This window comes from Fodinicurvata sp. EGI_FJ10296 (assembly GCF_040712075.1).
Taxonomy (GTDB): domain Bacteria; phylum Pseudomonadota; class Alphaproteobacteria; order DSM-16000; family Inquilinaceae; genus JBFCVL01.
In genome coordinates, this window is record NZ_JBFCVL010000001.1 from 482,463 (window position 1) to 501,575 (window position 19,113).

At 63.1% G+C, this 19,113-nt stretch carries 16 protein-coding genes; all 16 read right to left on the reverse strand.

What is annotated here, in order from left to right:
• Positions 1–10: 10 nt before the first annotated feature.
• The 16 genes from pnp to miaB all read right to left on the reverse strand — a co-directional run bounded on the left by pnp (position 11) and on the right by miaB (position 19,059).
• Complete coding sequence (gene pnp / locus ABZ728_RS02215; protein ID WP_366654003.1) at positions 11–2,122, reverse strand: polyribonucleotide nucleotidyltransferase; 2,112 nt, start codon at positions 2,120–2,122, stop codon at positions 11–13.
• 244 nt (positions 2,123–2,366) lie between these two features.
• Positions 2,367–2,636 (reverse strand): 30S ribosomal protein S15, encoded by a 270-nt coding sequence (gene rpsO, locus ABZ728_RS02220; protein ID WP_366654004.1) that lies wholly within the window; start codon positions 2,634–2,636, stop codon positions 2,367–2,369.
• A gap of 13 nt (positions 2,637–2,649) precedes the next feature.
• Complete coding sequence (gene truB / locus ABZ728_RS02225) at positions 2,650–3,582, reverse strand: tRNA pseudouridine(55) synthase TruB (protein WP_366654005.1); 933 nt, start codon at positions 3,580–3,582, stop codon at positions 2,650–2,652.
• Positions 3,582–4,094, reverse strand: coding sequence for a 30S ribosome-binding factor RbfA (gene rbfA / locus ABZ728_RS02230; protein ID WP_366654007.1), 513 nt, complete (start codon positions 4,092–4,094; stop codon positions 3,582–3,584). The genes truB and rbfA overlap by 1 nt, the downstream gene beginning before the upstream one ends.
• A 212-nt stretch (positions 4,095–4,306) precedes the next feature.
• A complete protein-coding gene (gene infB / locus ABZ728_RS02235) occupies positions 4,307–7,021 on the reverse strand; it encodes a translation initiation factor IF-2 (RefSeq protein WP_366654008.1) in 2,715 nt (904 codons plus the stop codon).
• A gap of 127 nt (positions 7,022–7,148) precedes the next feature.
• The gene (locus tag ABZ728_RS02240) at positions 7,149–7,805 is read right to left on the reverse strand and encodes an RNA-binding protein (RefSeq protein WP_366654010.1); all 657 of its coding nucleotides are present in this window, start codon (positions 7,803–7,805) and stop codon (positions 7,149–7,151) included.
• Positions 7,806–7,981: 176 nt separating this feature from the next.
• A complete protein-coding gene (gene nusA, locus ABZ728_RS02245) occupies positions 7,982–9,484 on the reverse strand; it encodes a transcription termination factor NusA (protein ID WP_366654011.1) in 1,503 nt (500 codons plus the stop codon).
• Between the two features lie 62 nt (positions 9,485–9,546).
• Positions 9,547–10,116: a ribosome maturation factor RimP gene (gene rimP / locus ABZ728_RS02250; protein WP_366654013.1), complete on the reverse strand. Its 570-nt coding sequence runs from the start codon at positions 10,114–10,116 to the stop codon at positions 9,547–9,549.
• 181 nt (positions 10,117–10,297) lie between these two features.
• The gene (locus ABZ728_RS02255; protein ID WP_366654014.1) at positions 10,298–11,563 is read right to left on the reverse strand and encodes an MFS transporter; all 1,266 of its coding nucleotides are present in this window, start codon (positions 11,561–11,563) and stop codon (positions 10,298–10,300) included.
• Positions 11,560–12,309: a tRNA (guanine(46)-N(7))-methyltransferase TrmB gene (locus tag ABZ728_RS02260; protein ID WP_366654016.1), complete on the reverse strand. Its 750-nt coding sequence runs from the start codon at positions 12,307–12,309 to the stop codon at positions 11,560–11,562. The genes ABZ728_RS02255 and ABZ728_RS02260 overlap by 4 nt, the downstream gene beginning before the upstream one ends.
• 230 nt (positions 12,310–12,539) lie before the next feature.
• Positions 12,540–13,043, reverse strand: a complete 504-nt coding sequence (locus ABZ728_RS02265; protein ID WP_366654017.1) for a helix-turn-helix transcriptional regulator — start codon at positions 13,041–13,043, stop codon at positions 12,540–12,542.
• A 117-nt stretch (positions 13,044–13,160) separates the two neighbouring features.
• Complete coding sequence (gene lnt / locus ABZ728_RS02270) at positions 13,161–14,705, reverse strand: apolipoprotein N-acyltransferase (protein WP_366654019.1); 1,545 nt, start codon at positions 14,703–14,705, stop codon at positions 13,161–13,163.
• Positions 14,702–15,844, reverse strand: coding sequence for a hemolysin family protein (locus ABZ728_RS02275; RefSeq protein WP_366654021.1), 1,143 nt, complete (start codon positions 15,842–15,844; stop codon positions 14,702–14,704). The genes lnt and ABZ728_RS02275 overlap by 4 nt, the downstream gene beginning before the upstream one ends.
• 23 nt (positions 15,845–15,867) lie before the next feature.
• On the reverse strand, positions 15,868–16,425 hold the full coding sequence (gene ybeY, locus ABZ728_RS02280) for an rRNA maturation RNase YbeY (protein ID WP_366654023.1): 558 nt from the start codon (positions 16,423–16,425) through the stop codon (positions 15,868–15,870).
• A complete protein-coding gene (locus ABZ728_RS02285) occupies positions 16,412–17,587 on the reverse strand; it encodes a PhoH family protein (RefSeq protein ID WP_366654025.1) in 1,176 nt (391 codons plus the stop codon). Before ABZ728_RS02285 ends, ybeY begins: the two co-directional genes overlap by 14 nt.
• A gap of 17 nt (positions 17,588–17,604) precedes the next feature.
• Entirely contained in the window at positions 17,605–19,059 is a 1,455-nt protein-coding gene (miaB, locus tag ABZ728_RS02290; RefSeq protein ID WP_366654026.1) for a tRNA (N6-isopentenyl adenosine(37)-C2)-methylthiotransferase MiaB, read from the reverse strand.
• Positions 19,060–19,113 lie beyond the last annotated feature (54 nt).

The following is a 19,113-nucleotide window of genomic DNA, read 5'->3' on the forward strand; positions in this document are numbered from 1 at the left end:
ACTCCGATAATCAGGAGGCCGTTTCTCCTTCGATGAATTCGCCGGTTTCCTGATCGACGCGCTTCATCGACAGCTTCACTTTTCCGCGATCGTCGAAGCCGATCACGACCACCTTCACCGAATCGCCCTCGGCGACAACGTCGGAGACGGCCTTGACCCGTTCCGGGCGCAGTTCGGAAATGTGCACCAATCCATCCCGCGAGCCGAGGAAGTTGACGAAGGCACCGAAGTCCATGCACCGGACGACCTTGCCGGTGTAGATCTTGCCGATCTCAGGGACGGCAACGATGGACTGAATCCAGTCGATCGCCCTTTGCGCGGCTTCGGCGTCCGTCGAGGCGACCTTTACCGTGCCATCGTCATCGATATCGACCTTGGCGCCGGTGGTATCGACGATTTCACGGATCACCTTGCCGCCGGTGCCGATCACTTCGCGGATCTTGTCCTTGGGCACCTGCAGGGTGGTGATGCGCGGTGCGTTCTGGTTGACCTCTCCACGTGAGGTGTCGAGTGCCTTGGCCATCTCACCAAGAATGTGGATCCGGCCGTCGCGCGCCTGGTTGAGCGCGACTTCCATGATTTCCTTGGTGATCGACGTGATCTTGATGTCCATCTGGAGCGCGGTGATGCCGGCATCCGTCCCGGCCACCTTGAAGTCCATGTCGCCCAGGTGGTCTTCGTCGCCGAGAATGTCGCTGATGACGGCGTATTTGTCGCCTTCCTTGATCAGCCCCATGGCGATCCCGGCTGCCGGCCGCTTGATCGGGACACCCGCGTCCATCATTGACAATGATGTGCCGCAGACGGTGGCCATCGACGACGAGCCGTTGGACTCCGTGATTTCCGACACCACGCGAATGGTATAGGGGAAATCTTCCTTCGCCGGCATGATCGGGTTGATCGCCCGGTAAGCCAGCTTGCCGTGGCCGATCTCGCGGCGGCCGGGCGGCTTCATGAACTGCGCTTCGCCGACCGAGTAGGGCGGGAAGTTGTAGTGCAGCATGAAGTGTTCGCGGTAGCTGCCTTCGAGCTGGTCGATGATCTGTTCGTCCGAGCCGGTGCCAAGCGTGGTCACCACCAGAGCCTGCGTTTCGCCGCGCGTGAACAGGGCTGAACCGTGGAGACGCGGCAGAACGCCGACCTCGGAAACGATCGGCCGCACCGTGCGGGTATCGCGGCCGTCGATCCGCTGACCGGTTTCCAGGATGTTGGAGCGGACGATGTCGCTTTCCAGCGCCTTCATCACCGACGAAAAGGACGCCAGCGCGGCATCGTCGTCTGCGATGGCGGCCATGGCTTCCTGCTTGACGCCGGCAACCGCGTCCGTGCGTTCCTGCTTCGCCGTGATCCGATAAGCCTTGCGCAGCTTGTCGCCGACAGCGGTCATCAGCTTTTCCCGAACGGCGGAGGTATCCGACGTCGGAACCGCCCAGGGTTCCTTGGCGCATTCTTCGGCCAGATCGATGATCGCGTCGATGACCGGGATCATCTGTTCGTGGCCGAACGTGACGGCGCCCAGCATGACGTCCTCGGACAGCTCGTGAGCTTCGGACTCGACCATCATGACGCCCTGGTCCGTCCCGGCGACAACCAGATCGAGCGCGCTGTTCGGCAGCTCGTCGAGGCGCGGGTTCAGGACGTATTTGCCGTCAATATAGCCGACGCGGGCGCCGGCAATCGGGCCGAGGAACGGGATTCCCGACAGGGTGAGCGCCGCAGAGGCGCCGATCATGGCGACGATATCGGGATCGTTCTCAAGGTCGTGACTCAGCACGGTGCAGATGACCTGGGTCTCGTTGGAGAACCCCTTGGCGAACAGCGGACGAATGGGACGGTCGATCAGACGGGAAGTCAGTGTTTCCTTCTCGGCCGGACGTCCTTCTCTCTTGAAGAATCCGCCGGGGATCTTGCCTGCGGCAAACGCCTTTTCCTGGTAGTTCACCGTCAGCGGAAAGAAATCAATCCCGGGCTTCGCGGACTTCTGGGCCACGGCGGTGCACAATACCGTGGTTTCGCCGTAGGTCACCAGCACGGCGCCGTCGGCCTGACGGGCGATCTTGCCGGATTCGAGAATCAGCGGGCGTCCGCCCCACTCGATTTCCTTGCGGTGAATGTCGAACATATACTCTTCCTTCCATCGGATACCCCTCGCTCCCCATTGAGCGAACGGGTTGGCCAGCCCTTGCCGGCCGTCAGTTTCAGTGTTTCGTCTCTGTCAGAAATGGCAACGCCGCCGATGGCGAAAAGCCATCGGCGGCGCGTCACGGTCCTCAGCCCCGGGCAGAGCATCACCGTTGCCGTCTACAATATCGGGGTCGACGGCAATCGGATCGCACCTTTTTCCCGGGTCTTCGTCGATCATACGGTTAGCGACGGAGCTTCAGCCGCTGTACGACGGTGTCGTAGCGGGCCTTTTCCTTGCGCCGCAGATAATCCAGCAGACGTCGACGCAATCCGACCATCATGAGCAGACCGCGACGGCTGTGGTAGTCCTGCTTGTGGACCTTGAGGTGTTCGGTCAGATTGGTGATCCGTTCGGTCAGAATGGCCACCTGGACCTCCGGCGAACCGGTGTCCTTGTCGTCCTTGGCGAACTCTTTGATGAGTTCCTGTTTCCGTTCCTGGGTGATCGACATCGTTTTCTCCTGATCACAAAAGGTTCAATAGACGCACCGGCTGAATCTGGGCCGCGCCATACGTTGCCAGCGCGACCGGGGTCTGCCCGAGTAGCGCCAGAACAATGCCGTCGTCCGAAGTCTCCAGCGTCCGAAGACGCTGCAGGTCGGAACGTTTCAGCAGAGGCACCGGTTGTCCGTTTCGCAGCCGCTGCGCTTCCTGCTCTGTCACGGCCACCGCCGGGATGTCGTCCAGCGGGGTCTGTACAGGAAGCAAATGATCGTCCAACGTCCCTCGTTCAGCGGACGCCTCTAATTGATCCAGTGTCACGGCCACGTCAAGGGTAAACGCTCCGACGGCCAGACGCCGGATCTCCTGGATATGGGCGCAGGCACCCAGTTCCCTGGCGATATCTCTTGCCAGCGCCCGCATATATGTGCCCTTGCCGCATTTGACCGTAAGGATGGCCGATCGGGTGTCGGCGTCGTCCAGCTCAATGGAATGGATCGTAACCTGACGGGGTTTCGGCTCGACGGTCTTGCCCTCGCGGGCGAGATCGTAAGACCGTTGGCCGTCGATCTTCAGAGCAGAGTACACGGGCGGAATCTGGGTAATGGTGCCGACGAAGCGTGGCAGAACAGCCTTGACCTCTTCGCGCGCGGGTCGACGATCCGAGCGCGCCGTCACCGCTCCCTCGCGGTCGTCGGTGTCGGTTTCGCTGCCCCAGGCCACGGTGATGCGATAGACCTTTGTCTGATCGACCGTATAGGTCATGGTTTTGGTCGCTTCGCCGAATGCGATCGGCAGCATGCCGGTCGCGATCGGGTCCAGCGTGCCGCCATGGCCGGCCTTGGCCGCGTTGAACAGGTGACGCACCCTGTTCAGCGCCTGGGTGGATGTCATGTCAGCAGGTTTGTCGAAAGCGATCCAGCCGTGGACAGGACGTCCCTTGTTCTTCCGGCCCATCAGCTGTCTTCCCTGCCGGGCTCATCCTTGCGCGGCACGGTCTCGTCATCGCCGTCGGCGTCTTCGTTCCCGCCTTCAATCCCGCCTTCGATCCCGTCGTCTCCGAAGGCGACATCCGCAAGGGTCCGTTCGACGTTCGGTTCGAGCGAGCGCAACAGATTGTCCATGCGATCGGCATCATCGAACCGCGTATCGATCTCGAATCGCAGCGTCGGTGTAAATTTCAGCCGTACCTGCCGGCCGATCTGACCGCGCAGAAATGGCGTGGCGCGGCTGAGCGCCGCCAGTACCGTGTCCCTGTTCTCGCCGGCCAGCGGCATGATGAACACATGTGCCGAGCGGAGATTCGGCCCCATACGGACCTCGCTTACGGTCACCGATATACCGTCGAGATCGGGGTCGTGGATGTCATTTCGATTGAGTATGGCTGACAGCGTGTGGCGGACTTCTTCGCCAACGCGCAGCTGGCGCTGGGTCGGTTCCGTGCGCCCTTGCCTTTTCCGTGCCGGCATTGGGCCAGAACTCCTTTGCGGTATTGGCGGGTTCGGTATTAGCGGGTGCGGCATCGGCGGATGCGGTATCGGCAGCCCCCTTGGCAGCGGGCCGTGCGGCCCGATGCTAAGCCCGGAGGATCCGGCGGCAAACCGGCCGTCAGTGTACGCAGAGGTGTCTCCGGATTGGCGCCGCCGGGCCTATAGCGGTCCGGCGGCGCCAGACGCCGAATCTAGAGTTGGCGCGCCACTTCTTCGACCTCGAAACACTCAATGACGTCACCGGCCTGGATGTTCTCGTAGTTCTCGAATGCCATACCGCATTCGAACCCTTCCCGAACTTCCTTGACCTCGTCCTTGAACCGCTTGAGCGTCTTCAGACGGCCTTCGTGCACGACGACATTGTCGCGGAGCAACCGGACGCCGGCGCCTCGCTTGACCACGCCATCAGTGACCATACAGCCGGCAACCTTGCCGACCTTGGTGATGTTGAAGACCTCGCGGATGGCCGCATTGCCGATAAAGGTCTCGCGCATGACCGGGCTCAACATGCCGGTCAGGGCCGCCTTGATGTCGTCGATGACGTTATAGATCACGCTGTAATAGCGGATCTCGACACCATCGCGCCGCGCCGTTTCCCGAGCCTGTGGGTTGGCGCGAACATTGAAAGCGATGATCAGCGCGCCGGTTGAACTGGCCAGCGAAACGTCGCTCTCGTTGATCCCGCCAACCGCGGAGTGGAGCACGCGGACCTTGACCTCGACATTGTCGCCGGCCGCCTTCTCCAGACTTGAGACGATAGCTTCGACCGAACCCTGGACGTCGCCCTTGACGACAACCGGGAATTCCTTGGCCTCGCCTTCGGAAATCCGCGAGAAGATCTGCTCGACCGATCCCCGTGCGCCCGCCTGCAGGGCCGCATCCTTTTCACGCCGCTTGCGCTGGCGATATTCCGAAATCTCGCGCGCCTTGCTCTCGTTGTCGACGGTGACGAACAGATCGCCGGCGTTGGGTGCGCCCTGCATGCCGAGGACTTCTACCGGCTGCGCCGGTCCCGCATCCTCGATCTGTTGCCCGCGATCGTCGATCAGAGCCCGAACGCGCCCCCATTCGGAACCGGCAACGAAGACGTCGCCAACCCTCAGCGTGCCGCGCTGGATAAGCACCGTGGCGACAGGGCCGCGACCCCGTTCCAGCTTGGCCTCGATAACGACGCCTTCGGCGTTGCGATCCGGATTGGCCGTCAGTTCGAGAATTTCGGCCTGCAGGAGGATGGCTTCCTGAAGCTTGTCCAGTCCTTCCCGTGCCTTTGCCGAAACCTCGACGGTCTGGATATCGCCGCCGAGTTCCTCGGGGACCAACTCGTGTTGAAGGAGTTCGTTCCTCACCCGGTCCGGATCGGCATCGGGCAGATCGCACTTGTTGATCGCCACGATTATGGGGACACCAGCCGCTTTCGCGTGCCGAATCGCTTCGACCGTCTGCGGCATGATGCCGTCATCGGCGGCAACGACGAGCACGACGATATCGGTCGCGGTGGCGCCCCGTGCGCGCATTTCAGTGAACGCCTCGTGACCCGGCGTATCGATGAACGTCATCGCCTCGCCGGTGTTCAAGGTGATCATATAGGCGCCGATGTGCTGCGTGATACCGCCGGCTTCTCGGCCGGCGACGTCCGTAGACCTGAGCGCGTCGAGGAGCGAAGTCTTGCCGTGGTCGACATGGCCCATGACCGTCACGACAGGCGCTCTCGCGATCAGGCTTGCCGGATCGTCCGTACCCGCATCGAGTCCAATCTCGACATCGGCCTCGGAGACGCGACGGCTCTTGTGTCCGAATTCCTGCACAACCAGTTCCGCCGTGTCTGCGTCGATGGACTGCGTGATCGTCGCCATCACGCCCATCTTCATGAGGGACTTGATGACGTCGGCGGCCCGTTCGGCCATCCGGTTGGCCAGTTCCTGCACCGTGATGACGTCCGGAATGGTCACGTCGCGGACGATCTTCTCCTGCGACTGCCGAAGCATCTCGTTGCGCTGATTCTTTTGCCGGGCGCGGCGGACCGACGCCAGACTGCGTGTCTTGCCTTCGTCGCCAGAGAGCGCCTGCGTGACGGTCATTTTCGAACCGCGACGACGCTGATCGGTCCGTGTCCGGGTCGGCGCAGCCTTTTCCGGCTTCTTCCCGATGCCGCCGCGCTTGTTGGCGCCGCGATCTTCGGTGTCGGCTCCCGGAGGTCCCGAAGGGCGTGCCGTGCCGGACGGCCGTGCCGTCCGCGCCGGTGCCGTGCTGTCGGCCTCGATGTCCGCTTCCCTGGACTGCGCGGGGGTCGGCGCTTCCGGCTCGGCTTCCCGTCGCCGACGGTCTTCCTGCTCTTGCCGGAGTTCCTCGGCCTGACGGCGCTTCTGTTCTTCCTCCTCCTGGATATGGCGGAGTTCTTCCATTTCCCGTTCGCGCAGCGTCGCGGGATCAAGGGGCTTGCGCTCGATCGTCGGCTCGGGTTCGGCCGGAGCGGCATCCGCCTCCTGCTGCTTGCGCACAGCCTCTTCCGCCGCCGCCTGCTGAGCAGCAAGTGCACGGCTTTCCGAGTCCTCACGCATCAGCCGAAGCGCGCGTTCCCGGCTCTCCCGTTCGGCTGTCGTCAGCGTCCGGCCACCCGATCCACTGGACTTGCCGCCGCCACGCGGCGACTTCCCGGACGATCCGCCACCTTCGGCGGACCGGCGCGCCGCCGCACCGCCGTCGGCCAGATCACCTGCCGGGCCACGGTCGACGGCTTTTTCCAAGCTGCGTTTGCGCTTGACTTCGACCTGAACTGTCTTCGAGCGGCCATGGGAGAAGCTCTGGCGCACTTGATTGCCATCAGCGCCCTTGCGAAGCTCCAGCTTACCCTTGGCGCCGCCTAGGCTCAGCGTGGTCTTGCGATCCTGTTCCTTGCTATCCGTCATATCGTCCAGCGTACCCGCACAAATCCTTAATCCCCGAGGCTGGCGCATCGTCTGCTTTCAGCCTCCATCCGTCAAGCCGCAGTTTGGGGTGCAACCCTGCTCTGCCGGCGTCGTCCGTTTTTACCGCTCAGCCGGGGCGTTCTCCCCCGTCGGCGGCAAGGGCCACGCCGGTATATCGGCGTGCGTCGCGGCGCAAGCGCGTCGCGAGACCTCCCTTTGCCACAGCGACGTGAACAACGACATCGCGACCGAAGATCGAGCCGAGCGATGAGCCGGTGAAAGCTGTTATTTCGGCCGTTTTCGGCCCCGCGGCCGAGGCCAGCGATCGCGCGCGCCTCAGGCCGTCCGTGCCAGCGTCGCTGGCCGTCAGCAATATGTCGGCCTGGCCGTCGGCTACCGCTTTGCGCACCTTTTCGTAACCGGCAACAGCCCGTCCCGACCGGTTTGCCAGGCCGATCAGATCGAGGCATCGGCGACGGAGCGACCATTCGATCGTTTCCAGCAATCCGTTCGGTACCGTGACCGACCGTCGGGCGCCGCGTCCGAAAAGGCGTTTGGCGATTGCCTGTTCGATGATCGTCCGTTCGGCCCTGAGGTAGTAACCACGACCGGGCAAATTGTTGTCCAGGTCCGGTACCACCGTCCCATCGGGACCGGTGACGAATCGAATCAACCTCTCCTTGTCCAGCCGGTCGCCACTGACGAAGCAGCGCCGTACGGGATTGTGGCGGTCGTCCTCGTCGTCATCCTGCGAATCGGAGCCGCCCGAATCAGGCGGATTCACCTGCCCAGCACTCTCGCTCGGCGGTAGAGCCGTGCCGTTCCCGGCGTCGTTCGCAAGCGCTACGCTTGTCGTGTCATCAACCTTGCTCGTCAGGGTTCACCCCATGTTGGTATGATGTTCAATCGGAAACAGTGCCGACCCGGATTCGAATGTCGGACTCCCGATATGCCGGTGTTTCATGTCGTTTCTGCAGCCGCACCTTCGTCTGCGAACCAATGGGCACGGGCGGCCATGATCATCTCATTCGCCTTGTCGGTCGAAATGCTGTCCTCGCCCAGAATTTCCAGCAATTCGTCGCTGGCGAGATCGGCGAAATCATCGAGTGTCTTGACGCCGGCGTTGCCCAATTTGACCAGCTTCTGCGGATCCATGCCGGCGAGTTCAATCAGGTCGGCCGCGACGCCGAGATCGTGGATCTCTTCATAGACCGCGTTGTCGCGCTGGTCGATCCATGCCCGCGCGCGTTCCTGCAACTCGACCGCCACATCCTCATCGAAGCCCTCGATCTCTGTCAACTCCGGCAGATCGACGTAGGCGACTTCATCCACCGAGGTGAAGCCCTCCGTTACCAGCAAATGGGCAATCACGTCGTCGACGTCCAGGGCATCCATGAAATCCTGGCTGCGCTGCTGGAATTCAGCCGACCGGCGCTCGCTTTCCTCGGCTTCGGTCAGGATGTCGATTTCCCAGCCCGTCAACTGCGAGGCGAGTCGAACATTCTGGCCCCGCCGGCCAATGGCCAGCGACAATTGCTCGTCCGGGACCACAACTTCGATCCTGTTCTGATCGTCGTCCAGCACGACCTTGGTGACCTCGGCCGGCGCCAGCGCGTTCACGATGAAGGTCGCCGGCTCGGTCGCCCAGGGAATGATATCGATCTTTTCGCCCTGCAATTCGCCGACGACGGCCTGAACACGGCTACCGCGCATGCCGACGCAGGCGCCGACCGGGTCGATCGAACTGTCATGGCTGATGACCGCAATCTTGGCCCGCGAGCCCGGATCCCGCGCGACGGATTTGATCTCGATGATGCCGTCGTAAATCTCCGGCACCTCCATCGCGAACAGCCGCGCCATGAATTCCGGGCGCGTACGGGACAGGAAGATCTGCGGTCCGCGGGGTTCTTCACGGACATCGTAAATATAGCAGCGCACCCGGTCGCCGACCTTGTACGTCTCGCGCGGGAGCAGTTCGTCGCGCCGCATCAGGGCTTCTGCACGGCCAAGATCGACGGTGACATTGCCGTATTCCACGCGTTTGACCAGCCCGTTGACGACTTCGCCGACGCGGTCCTTGTAGTCGAGGAACTGGCGGTGTCGCTCGGCATCGCGGACGCGCTGGACGATGACCTGCTTTGCGGTCTGGGCCGCGATGCGGCCGAAATCGATCGGCGGCAGCGTGTCCGTTATGAAGCCGCCGATCTCGGAGGCCGGATCGCGACTCCTGGCGTCCTCAAGCCGGATCTGGACCGCGTCGTCCTCCACAGCTTCGACGACCTCGCGGTACCGAAGCAAACGAATATCGCCGGAACGCCGATCGATATGCGCACGAATGTCGTGTTCCTGCCCGTATTTCGAACGGCCGGCCTTCTGGATGGCCTGCTCCATCGCCACGAGAACTTCCTCGCGGTCGATGTTCTTTTCACGGGCGACGGCGTCGGCGACTTGAAGCAATTCCATGATCTTGTTCGCGTTCGTGCTATTCGAGACGATAGGAAGCAGGTTGCGGCATGGTGTACCGCCTAGGCAGGTGGTGGCCCTTCAGGTGGCGCGGACGCTGATGCGTCCGGCCCCCCCTTGCGGGCGTCATTGCCAGCCGCCAGCAGGGCGTCGGTCATCAGCAGCTTGGCCCGCACAATGAAATCGATCGGGATCGCATCGGCGGAAACCTCGACACCTTCCGGCAGACCGGTAACATCCTCTGCGGCAATCAGCACGGCATCGCCATCGGTACCCAGGATGCGCCCCCGAAACCGTTTGCGCCCGTCGACCGGCTCGCGCGTTTCGATCTTCGCATCGAAGCCCGCAAAACGGTCGAAATGTTCAAGACGCGTCAGTGGCCGGTCTACGCCGGGGGACGACACTTCGAGCGTATAGGCGTCCGTGATCGGATCTTCGACATCGAGGATCGCGGAGACGGCACGGCTGATGGCCGCGCAATCGTCGACCGTCATACCGACCCTGTCCTGGCGCTCGGCCAGAATCTGCAGCATGGGCCGTTGCTTGCCGCCGACGGTCAAACGGACGATTTCGTAGCCCATATCGGCAAGCGTCGGAGCGATCAATTGCTCAACGCGACGGTCGATTTCCATCAGAAAACCAATCAGCTTCAAAGGTGGCTGCCAGGCCCCACCGGCCCGAAAACAAAAAGGGCGGCCCACCCGGGCCACCCTTGCTAAGCCGGTCAGTTGTGAGCCGGCCTGGGATTTGTCGTAACTATAGTCTCCCGCCTGTCTCGACGCAATGGATTTTTCTTCGCCGCATCGGCTCTGCTCAGGGGTTGGCGGCCGACAGTATTTTCTGGCGCAGCCGCCACAGGAGCAGTGCCGCGACCAAAGATCCCCCCGCAAAGACCGGTATCGATGCCGCCCAGTCGTTTGCCGCAGGTCCTCGATCGACCAGAAAAGCGAGCACCGGGGCGGCGACAAGCACCGCCAGACTGCCGAACTGGGCGAGCAGACCATTGGCCAGCCGGAGTTGATCCGGCACGGGTGTGCTGAGCGGTATCAGGCCAAAGCATACCGAGCCACAGATGCCGCCGGCGAAGCCGAGCAGCAGGCTGGCCCCCACGATACCGGCAGCAGGTGTTGCGCCGCCATAGATGACCGCGGCCGACGCGCCGATGACAACAAAGCCGCCAATCGCCACTCGAATGCCGGTTTCCGGGCGGCGCATGGCGCGGGCGGCAACCAGCGCTCCGGGTATGTAGATCAACGCCACGGCGGCTGCGGCGGTGCCGGCGCTGCCGGCGCTCATGCCGGTGCTTTCTCGAAGAAACAGGGGCAGGAAACTGAGGAATCCGACATGCAGGAATGCAAAGCAGAAGAAGGCCGCCGCAACACCCACCGCAGCGGGATTGGCGAAGGCGAGGCGATGCTCGGCCAACAGTCGTGTCGGGAGCCTGGAAAGGCGGGGTGGCTCTGACCGTACGGGCTCTTCCAGAGAGACCGCCAGAAGACCCGCGAATCCCGCCGCCTGCATGGCGGCGCCCGCCAGGAAAACCGAGCGCCACGAGTCTAATGCCAGGATCAGGGGGGCGAGCTGATTCATCAGCGCCAGCCCCGTTGCAACGAAGCAGCCCCATAGCGCCAATGCCAGGGCACGATCCCGCCCCGCCGCGTTGAAGGCGATCAGCGCCGGGCAGGCGATCGTGATCACGAGATAGCCGATCCCCTCGACCGCACGGACGGCCAGCAGTCCGCTGCCACTGGATACGAATGCGCCGGCGAAGCTGGCCGCCGTTCCGAGCGCCAGCGCAACCAGCAATCCCTTCTTCATCGCGATCCGCCCCAGCAGGCTTCCGGCGGACAGGCCGAAGACGACGCTGACAAGGGTGATGACGGACATCGCCCATCCGATGGTGACCAGCGACAACCCAAGCTCAACGCCCAGCGTTTCCGCCAGAGGGGGGATCTTGCCGAGTTGAGCCGCCGCGGAGATGCCGATAGCGATCAGAAGGGCGATCGCCGCCCAGGGCGTCCGGAAGGCTGTCGCCTGGTCGGGGGCGGATTCCCTTTCGGCCGACTCGGCAGCGGTCATGATGGGGCCTGATTGCTCGGGCGGTTGTGCCGTGTGAAGGTGAAATAGCAGGGCTCGCCATGCAGGCGTTTTGCCTCGTACCGTGTCGGCGGCCAGCCTTCGGGACGGTTGCGCCAATCCCCAACGCCCGAGACTTCCCATGTGAAGGATGGATGCGGGCGTGCCTGCCTCAGCATCCAGTCGACCATGATCGGATGATCGCTGGCCATCCGCAGCGTCCCGCCGTCGGCCAGCAGCCGCGCCATTTCGTCAAGCGTTTCACGCTGCAGGAACCGGCGCCCGGCGTGGCGGCGCTTGGGCCACGGATCGGGAAACAGCAGATATACCCGGCTCAGGCTGGCATCCGCGAGCCGGCGCAGAACAGGCCCGGCATCGTCGCCATGCAGCCGAAGCCGGTTGACGATCCCGGTGCCCTCGACCTGACGCAGCAGGCTCGCCATGCCGTTGGTGAACGGTTCGCATCCGATCATCGCCAGATGCGGCGATGCTGACAGCAGAGCCAGCAGATGCTCGCCGCTGCCAAACCCGATTTCCAGGCCGACTTCATCGACACCGGGCGGAAACAGATCCATCGGCGCCAGTGCGCCGGTCCGGTTCGGTTCATCCGGAACCGCCAATGCGGGCAGAAGCGTTTGAAGGAGTGCGCGCTGGCCGTCTCTGAGCCCACGGCCGACGCGGCGGCCGTGAAAGCCGCCCATGCCGGATGAGGGCTGATTGGGAGGGACTGAATCCACCTTGCCGGTCATGCTGGGTCCGTACTTTCCTGTCCGCAATGGCCGCGTCAGAATCGGTCACCGATCTTTCGTGCCTTCCTTCGCGGCTCGCGCAATAGCGCCGACCGGACCGAAAGTCGACCGCGAATCGTCGAATCCGTGGCGGAAACCGGCTGATCGGCCCATCTGCGGACCCGATGGGAATGCCGCCGAGTGTGCCGGTTCCGTCCTGTCGCCGGAGATCGGGTCCCGGAACAGTCGGATCAGGCCGGTGTGTTTCCGTCGTCGGCGTGCGAGTCGTCATCGTCGTCGCCATGGCCGGCAAGGCTGCGGGTCAAGTCGAGGATCCGGCGCCGTACGGCCACGTCGCGTATCTGATAATAGCTGCGGATGAGTTCGAGTGTTTCCCGGCGCATCATCGGATCGTCATAGTCCGCGTCCTCGGCGACACCAAAGGCATCCTTGCCGGAGAGGGAGGGCGCGCCGTCAAAGAAATGGCCGACCGGAACCTGCAGTATGACGCTTAGCTCGTAAAGGCGGCTGGCGCCGATCCGGTTTGTGCCACGTTCGTATTTCTGGATCTGCTGAAACGTCAATCCGAGCAGGTCGCCCAGTTTTTCCTGCGACATGCCCAGCAGCGTCCGGCGTTGGCGCAGGCGGCCGCCGACATGAATGTCGATCGGGTTGGGAGCGGTATATTTGGGCCCGAGCGGGTTGCGGGCCGGTGTTGCCGGACCGCCGCAGGCGCCGGGTGGGGTGTCGATCATTGATCCTGCCTCGTTGCGCATTGACGATGACAGAGTCCTAGCGCGGCAAGAGTCAAGAAAACGTGAATACTGCGGCATTGATTCGCGCATATCGTGCAACTCAGGGCGCCGCCACGGTCAACGCCGTAATCGGTCGGCAGCAACAGCGACCGCACATCCAAGTAATAAAAGCCCGAACAGTGCCCAGTTCCCGACCACGCTGAACACTGTTCTGCTCGGCCATACACCCGGTAGTGTTGTGTCGATAATGCCCTGCTGGCCCAGCCCCAGACGCGACAGAACGCGGCCGGCCGAATCGACCACACCGCTGATCCCGGTATTTGCGACCCGCACCACCGGCATCCCTTCCTCGGCGGCTCGGACCCGGCTGATGGCGAAATGCTGATAGGGCCCGCTGGTATGGCCGTACCAGGCGTCATTCGTGACGTTCAGCAGCCATTCGGGCCGGTCGTCGGACCCGATGACACGTCCGGGAAAGATCACCTCGTAACAGATCAGCGGTCCGACCGGCGGGAGACCATCGAGGTGGAGCGTGCGCAGCCCGGGCCCCGGCGAGAAGTCGATGCGGCCCGGTGTGATCTTGTCGATCGGCAGCAGCGAGCGCAGCGGGACATACTCGCCGAACGGGACCAGATGGACCTTGTCGTAAGTCGCGACGACGTCACCCGATCCGTTCACGGCCGAAAGGCTGTTGTAGATCCGGCGCCCAGGGTCCGACCAATCGCCCTGCAGCCTTGGCGCGCCGGTCAGGATCAGCCCCTCCGGCGGAACGCTTTCGGCAATCATCGACCGGGCGCCGCCGTCCTGGGTAAGAAAATACGGGATCGCGGTTTCCGGCCAGATCACATGGGTGATATCGGTGGCGTCCTCCCGGCTCATGGTCAGCAGACGGTCGAAAATTGCCGGCCATTGGTCGGCATCCCATTTGCTTTCCTGCGCCACATTCGGCTGGACGAGGCGCAGCGTCACATCCGCGACCGCCGGACTGTCCTGGACAGCGGCGAGCCGCGCCCAACCGCCGATCGCGATCAGGGCAAACAGGGCGATGCCGGCGGCGGTGGCCCATCCCGATTGGCGGCTGGCGGCGCTACGTCGGGGGCCCAAGAGCAAACCATAGGGCAGAGCGGCGACCAGAATGGTCAGAAACGACAGACCGTGGATTCCGATCACGGAAACCGACTGCAGAACGGGCAACCACCCGGTCCAGCCGTAGCCCAGCAGGTTCCAGGGGAAGCCTGTCAGCATCACCCCGCGCAGTGCTTCGGCTGCACTGAAGATGACCGCGAAGGCGACGGCGCGGGCCGTCGGGTCCGCCAGCGGCAGGCGACGCCAGGCGAGGGCGACCAGCCCGGTCAGGATCGCCAGAAACGCAGGCAACCCGGCGATGGCAAAGGGGATCAGCCACCAGAAAGCGGCGAGATCGACCGTGAGTGCCCAGGCGATCCAGTAGAGACCGGACACGAACATTCCGAAACCGAATACCCAGCCCGTGAAAAATATCTCCCAGCGACCGTTGGCGGCGTCAATGAGTGCCAGCAGCCCCGGGATCAGGACCAACAGGACGGGGACCGCGAAGAACGGCGGCAGGGCAAGGGCAACCAGCGCACCGAGGAAAAGCGCCAGACCCAGGCGCCGCCAGCGCGGCACGGTCTCCAGCCTCATGCGGCCGGGCCGGCCGTCCCGGGTTGCCGATCGGGGCCATCGGACTCCGGGCCCACCGTGGATTTCGGCCCGGACGGCCCTTCCGGCTCGGGGGTGTGCTCGCGGCCTTCATGGCCGGTCCCGGCTGCATCGGGCGTAGGTGCTGCGCCCCTTTGGTTCTCGGTGGACAGGTCTGCTTCGCCTTTGGTGCGGGGGGCGGGATCCTGACGAACCACGAGGCGGCGGATCCGGCGCGGATCCGCGTCGACGATTTCGAATTCGAGGCCGGCGTCGTGCCTGATCAGTTCGCCGCGGCCCGGAATCCGGCCAGCCAGGGAGAAGACCAGTCCGCCGACGGTGTCGATGTCTTCCTCGTCCTCGGGGTCGACCAGCGTGCCGAATGTCTCCTCCAGAACCTCCAGAGGAACGCGCGCGTCAATGGCCCAGGTGCCGTCGCCGATATGGCGCATCTCCGGCGATTGATTGGTGTCGTGCTCGTCGGCGATGTCGCCGACGATTTCCTCGACGAGATCCTCGATCGTCACCAGACCATCGATGCCACCGAATTCGTCGACGACAAGTGCCAGATGCTGTCGTGACTCACGCATTTCGAAGAGCAGTTCCAGCACCGTCATGCTCGGCGCGACGATCAGGACGTCGCGGACGATTTCCTTGAGCTTGAATGACGGGGACGCCGCCATCTGCGCCAGAACATCCTTGATATGGACAATGCCGACGACATCATCGAGAGAGTCCCGATAGATTGGCAACCGGCTGTGAGGATGTTTGGCGAGCGCGTACAGCAATTCCTCCATCGTTGAGGAGACATCGACCGCGACGATATCCGCTCGGGGAATCATCACGTCATAGACGGTCAGTTCCCGCAGTCGGAGGATGTTGCCGATCAGATCGCGTTCCGCCGCCGGAATGGACGTGTCCAGTTCGCTGGACGTGTCGATCAGATCCTCGATGGCGTCGCGCCAGTCATTGTCCGCCCGCCCCTTAAGGCTGGCGGTCAGCCAGCCCCGGAACAGCCCGCCAAGGGTCGTGGATTGCTTCGAGGATCGAGAGGAAGGCTCCGCGTCGGCGCCGGCGCCATTTGCGCCACGATCATTGCCGCCGGAGGACTGCGTTTGTCGACTTATGGAAGTGTCCGTCATTGTGTGCCGTCGGCCGTACTGGCCTACGGGGTATCCTCCTGGTAAGGGTTGGGTATGGAAAACCGGGCGAGAACGTCGATTTCGATCCGCTCCATTTCCTCGGCTTCAGTGTCGGTCAGGTGGTCGTACCCCAGTAGATGCAGGACCCCATGCGCGATCAAATGCAACAGATGGTGCCGCACGGGGCATCCTTGAAGGTCAGCCTCCTGCAATATCGTGTCATAAGCCAGGACAAGGTCCCCGAGTTCGACCGGGACTCCGTCGGGTTGCGGGATCGGTTCCCCATCCTGAAGCGCAAATGACAGGACATTGGTCGCGTTGTCGCGGTCGCGATAGTCCCGATTCAGTGTCCGAACGGCTTCGTCATCGGTGAAGGTCAGCCCCAGACAGACATCGGTGCCGAGTTCGGGACCCCCTAGGCGCGGCCCGGCGGCCAACGCCGCATGCACGATGGGAGACACCAGATCGAGGGGCGCTTCGCCGAGAATGTCGTTCCATCGCTCATCATCGACGGTTAACGCGATATCGGCACCATCCCCGTTGTCATTGTCGCCGGTAGTCAGGATTTCACGATCGGCCATTGGTCGAGTCCGATATCGTCACCGGCGCGGCCGCACGGCCGGCCTCGCCGTCCTGAGGGATGTCCCGGTCGTCGCGCAGCCCGTCCTCCGCTACCCCGTTTTCCGGCAACACGTCCTTTGGCAGCCCGTCGATCGAGGCGTGCGGATTCTGCAGGCGACGCTCCGCACGCCCCTCGTGCCGGTTGCGATCCGCCTTTTCATAGGCGCGGACGATGCGCGCGACCAGTTCGTGCCGGACGACATCGGCGTCGCTGAACCGGACGAGAGACACCCCATCCATTCCGTCGAGAATGGACACCGCATCGGCCAGTCCGGATCGGGTGCCGTGGGGCAGATCGATCTGGCTGAGGTCGCCGGTTATGACCATGCGGCTGCCTTCGCCGAGTCGCGTCAGCACCATCCGCATCTGCATCGTGGTCGTATTCTGCGCCTCGTCGAGAATCACGTAAGCGTTCGACAGGGTACGCCCGCGCATGAACGCCAGCGGCGCGATCTCGATGACGGCATTCTCCATATGCTTTGTGACGGTCTCCATCGGCAATGTGTCGTACAACGCGTCGTAAAGAGGACGAAGATAGGGATCGACCTTTTCCTTCAGGTCGCCGGGCAGAAATCCCAGTCGTTCCCCGGCCTCGACGGCAGGACGCGACAGGACCAGACGCTCCACCCGCCCCTGAATCAGTAGCGAAACCCCGTAGGCAACAGCCAGATAGGTCTTGCCGGTTCCGGCCGGTCCGAGACCAAAGGCAAGGTCCGACTGGGACAGGGCGTCGATGTACTGCGCCTGCGTCACGGTTCGCGGCGTGATCAGCCGCTTTTTCGTTCGGATCAGGTTGTCAGTGCGGTTGAACCGGCTGAGGGCCGCCGTCGTTTCCGGTTCACCCGGCCCGGACTCCATCATCCGAATGACTGTGTCGATTTCAGCATTGCCGATGGTCAACCCCCGTTCCAAACGGTTCCATAGTGTTTTCAACACCGTAACGGCGCTGTCCGCGGCGCCTTGTGCGCCGATCACCGTAATCTCATTGCCCCGCGACGCCAGACGTACGCCCATCTGGTGTTCGATGCGAACCAGATGCGTATCGTGTTCTCCGTACAGGAGCGGGACCAAACGGTTATCATTGAACGAAACGGCGATGCGAGCTTCCGGCGCCTGCGTCAATCCTTATCCCTCTGGTCTTATCCCTCGGGCGAAGTGCGGCGTGGTGCGTGCGTGTCTGCATCGTCCACCCGGATACCGGCCGCCTGAACGCCGGTAACGATGTCGCCCCCAAGGCTATTGGGTCGCGCCCGGGTAATCAAGACATCTGCGACCCGACCCTGCAATCTGTCCGGGCATTGGGCGTGGACAGATTGCATGAAGGGCGACCGGCCGATCTTCTGTCCCGGATGACGACCGGGGCGTTCGAACAGAACCGGCATGGTCGCACCAATGCAACGGTCGTTGAAAGACTGTTGTTGCGCGTTCAATAGCTGTTGAAGGCTCTGCAACCGATCGTCGGCCACGTCGTGGGGCACAGGATCGCCCAATCCGGCCGCCGGCGTGCCCGGTCTGGGTGAGTATTTGAAGCTGTAGGCCTGTGCATAACCAACATCGTTGACCAGTCGAAGTGTCTGGGCAAAATCGGAATCGGTTTCACCGGGAAAACCGACAATGAAATCGGAACTCAGCGCCAGATCGGGCCGGGCAGTGCGCAGTTTGTCGACGATACGACGGTAGTCGTCGGATGTATGTTTCCTGTTCATTGCCTGCAGTAACCGGTCCGATCCGCTCTGGACCGGTAGATGCAGGAACGGCATCAAGGCCGGAACATCGCGATGGGCGGCAATCAGGTCGTCGTCCATGTCGCGGGGATGCGACGTCGTGTAGCGGAGGCGTTCCAGACCGTCGATCTCGGCCAGAGCGCGGCATAGCCGTCCCAGCCCCCATTCCCGGCCGTCCGGCCCCTCTGCGTGCAGGGCGTTGACGTTCTGGCCGAGCAGCGTGATTTCCCGGACGCCGCCGGCGACCATGCGGCGGGCTTCCTCAAGAATGGTGGCGACCGGTCGCGAGAATTCGGCCCCGCGTGTGTAGGGTACGACGCAGAAGGTGCAGAATTTGTCGCAGCCTTCTTGCACAGACAGAAAAGCCGAGGGTCCCTGAGACGCGAATTCCTCGGGCAGACTGTCGAATTTGCTTTCCGCCGGAAAATCCGTGTTCAGTATCGACTGGCCGGTGTCGCGTTCGATCCGTGCCAGCATTTCCGGCAGCGTGTGATAGGTCTGGGGTCCGAAAACCATCGAGACATACGGCGCACGGCGAAGAATTTCCTCGCCTTCGGCCTGGGCCACGCATCCGCCGACCGCAATGATCTGATCGTGGCGACCGGACTCGTCGCGCTGATCGCGCAGCCGCCCCAACTCGGAAAACACCTTTTCCGCCGCTTTTTCCCGGATGTGGCACGTATTCAAAATCACCATGTCGGCCTGATCCGGCCGGGATACCGGCTGAAAGCCAAGCGGCGCCAGGACGTCGGACATCCGTGCACTGTCATAGACGTTCATCTGGCAGCCATAGGTTTTGATATAGAGCCCGCGCTTCCGCGTGGCGCCGGCAGCTTCGTCGGGCGTGGCGGTTGGGGCGTCATCAAGCATGGTCGAATCCTGCATGGTCGATCCGGGATACTGTCAATGGCCCTGTTGTGGCGT